This window comes from Kaistella sp. (assembly GCF_032060305.1).
GTDB lineage: Bacteria > Bacteroidota > Bacteroidia > Flavobacteriales > Weeksellaceae > Kaistella > Kaistella yananensis.
Map to the genome: position 1 here is coordinate 1214 of NZ_DAMBHK010000110.1, position 2910 is coordinate 4123.

3 protein-coding genes are annotated in these 2910 nt (G+C 43.2%); all 3 read right to left on the reverse strand.

Features of this window, described 5'->3' with window-relative positions:
• Positions 1–580 (reverse strand): efflux RND transporter periplasmic adaptor subunit (locus V5N63_RS11190; protein WP_332034009.1); only part of this gene is annotated, 580 nt, incomplete at its 3' end.
• A gap of 87 nt (positions 581–667) precedes the next feature.
• Positions 668–1972: a TolC family protein gene (locus tag V5N63_RS11195; RefSeq protein WP_332034010.1), complete on the reverse strand. Its 1305-nt coding sequence runs from the start codon at positions 1970–1972 to the stop codon at positions 668–670.
• 116 nt (positions 1973–2088) lie between these two features.
• The gene (locus tag V5N63_RS11200; protein ID WP_332034011.1) at positions 2089–2718 is read right to left on the reverse strand and encodes a Crp/Fnr family transcriptional regulator; all 630 of its coding nucleotides are present in this window, start codon (positions 2716–2718) and stop codon (positions 2089–2091) included.
• Positions 2719–2910 lie beyond the last annotated feature (192 nt).

Consider the following 2910-nt stretch of genomic DNA (forward strand, 5'->3'; position numbering starts at 1 on the left):
TTCCCGGATTGGCAAGATCGCCCTGGCTCGCATATTTTGCAGTCACAACGCCGGAAATCGGAGCACTGATGTTGGTGTAACGGTACTGTGAATTCACTTCGCTTTTCATCATTCTCGCGCCATCCAATGTCGCTTTCGCCATTTCATAACGGGCACGCATATCATCAAGTTCCTTCTGGGAAGCACTTTGTGAATTATACAAATTCTGGAAACGCTGATAATCCTTCGAAGCACTGTTAAAAGCCGCCTGCGCCTGAGCAATTTGGGCATTGGCCTGTCCGCCTTTTGCCTGAATATCAGTATTATTGATGCTTACAAGAGACTGACCTGCACTTACGAAATCTCCCACATCCGCTCTGAGCATTGTAATATAGCCCATCATTCTGGTCGATACATTGACTGAGTTTTTCGCTACAAGTTTACCGCTTGCGTTGACGTATCCCAGTGCGTCGGTGGTTCCTGTGCTGCTAAGGGTTACCTGAACCGGCTTGGTGTTGTCGGCAATTGCTGCGGGATCGGAGGAACAGCTTGCAAGAAGGGCTGAACCAAGCAGTAATGAAAGATAAATATGTTTTTTCATAAGAGATTATTTTTCTGAGTTATGATTTTTTGAGAAATCGATGATAACGGTGACATTAAAGATTGATTTGTAAAATCTTCGGGATTTTTACTTTAAAAATTTATAATATTCCAAAGCGGTATTGTATTCCAGCACCGAATGGTGATATTCGAGTTCTTTTTTAGACATCAGCGTTTCTGCATTCAGCACATCCGAAGCTTTTTCAAGCCCCTGCTCATATCGGTTCTTGCGGATTCGGTACGCTTCTGCAGTTTGCTCCCACGCCTGTTTGCTGAGTTTCACTTTGTGGTCGGCATCTGCTACCTGGCGGTAAGCTTTGGTGAGTTCTAGGGTACTCTGTTTTTGGTACTGCGCCACTTCTGTTTCAGATTTCGCAAGATCAGCTTTATATTTTGCGATTTCGCTTTTGGCTTTCATTCCGTCGAAAATATTCCAGGAAAGTTCAACTCCTACCAAATAACCGTTGGCATTGAACTGATAGGGTTTATTGTCGTACAGTTCAAAACTACCGAATGCGTTCAACCGCGGCAAAAATTTAGCTTCCGAAGATTTCACCAAATAATCATAGGATTTCAGAGATCTACGAAAAGCCTGAAGGTCTTTTCGCTCCTTACTCAATACAGGATCCGATGTAAGAAGATCTTCCTGATATTCGAGGGTTTCGGAAGGTTTCATCACTTTATTTTCCGGAGATTCATCCAGCAGATAGAAAAGATAATCTGAGGCGTTCTGCACATTTGATTTAGCAAAACGGATCTGGCTGTCGATTTCTGCAACGCGCACGTTCATATCAAGTACATCCGATTTCTGAATCATTCCGTTTTTAAAATAATTGTCGATGACTTTTTTATTGGCCAAAACAGTGGTTTTTGCGCCTTCCAGCACTTCTAAGTTTTTATATGCCATCTGGAGCTGCATATAGGCTTTGTTCAGTTCAAATTTCAGATATTCGCGGGTGCGTTCCTGTTTCAGTTTTAGCACTTCCACCTTAACTTCACCGGCTTTCTTTAGGTACACCGCATCTTTATTGTAAATGGGTTGCTGCACTTCGAGTTTGGTGGCGAAATTGAAAATATTCTTAGGATTGTTGAGGTTGGCGGGATTAAAATCCTCCATCGTCACCCGTTCCTGATTGAGTTTAGATCCAAAGGCCATCAATGGATTATTGGTGGAAATCCCCGTATAGCTGGCTTTAATGTTGGGCAAATGCATCGCGCGGGACATTAGCAGATCGGCCTCGGCAGAATGTACTTCTGCAGACGCAATTTTAAGCTGAAGGTTGTTACGCTCAATTTTCTCTTCCAGATCCTGCCTGGAAACCTGCACTGTTTCCTGAGCCCAAAGGACTGTACTCGAGAACATTGCAAATGCGGCAATCAATAGTTTTCTCATGTTCCGTATAATTTTGTGCAAATGTACCTGCTATACGAAGCTGAGAACGTAACCTGAGTTACATACAAAAAAACACGGCCGACTGGCCGTGTGTACTGTTTTCTATTTTGAACTTCTTAAAAATCCTTCAGCAGCTTGATCTGGTTACGGTACAGCAGCACTTTACCGTCGTTCTCCAGTTTTTTAAGAAGGCGGCTGATGACTACGCGTGAGCTGGCCAAATCGTTGGCAATCTCTTCATGAGAAACATTCAGTACAGTTTTTCCGGTGATCTTTGATTTTTCTCTGAGATAATTGGCGAGTCGTACATCAAGACCGTTGAAAACCACCATGTCCAGTGCTCTCAGCATCTCGTAAAAGCGGTTTTGCATGGTGCGCATCACGAAACTTTTCCAGCTGGGATATTTATGCATCCAGGAGTCCATGTACTCTACCGGAATCATCCACATTTCCACGTCTTCTTCGGCGACGGCCATTATTTCGCTTTTGGCTTCCTGCATGCAGCAGGTAAACGACATGGCACAGCCTTCATTTGCATTCAGGTAATACATCAGCATTTCGCGGCCGTCCGGCTGCATCATGGATACTTTTAAGGTTCCCTGAAGTACAATCGGCATGAAAAGCAAACGCTGCCCAATACTGATGATTACTTCACCTTCTTTGGCTGTTTTCTTTTTACCGACGGCAAGAATCTCCTCCATCAGTTCTGGCTCGAAAAGGTCTTTAATTGATTCAGTGATTTCCATCTTACAAAATTACGGAAATAAAGTTCTTTCTCACAGCCATCATTCAAACCTTAAGTAACACAGGTTACCAATCCGGCATTTCAGATTCACTAATTTTGCACTACAGTATTTAGGACTTAATATGATGACTATGAATCAACAGAACTTCTGGAACCAGCGTTACGCCGATGAACACTATGCTTACGGAACGTT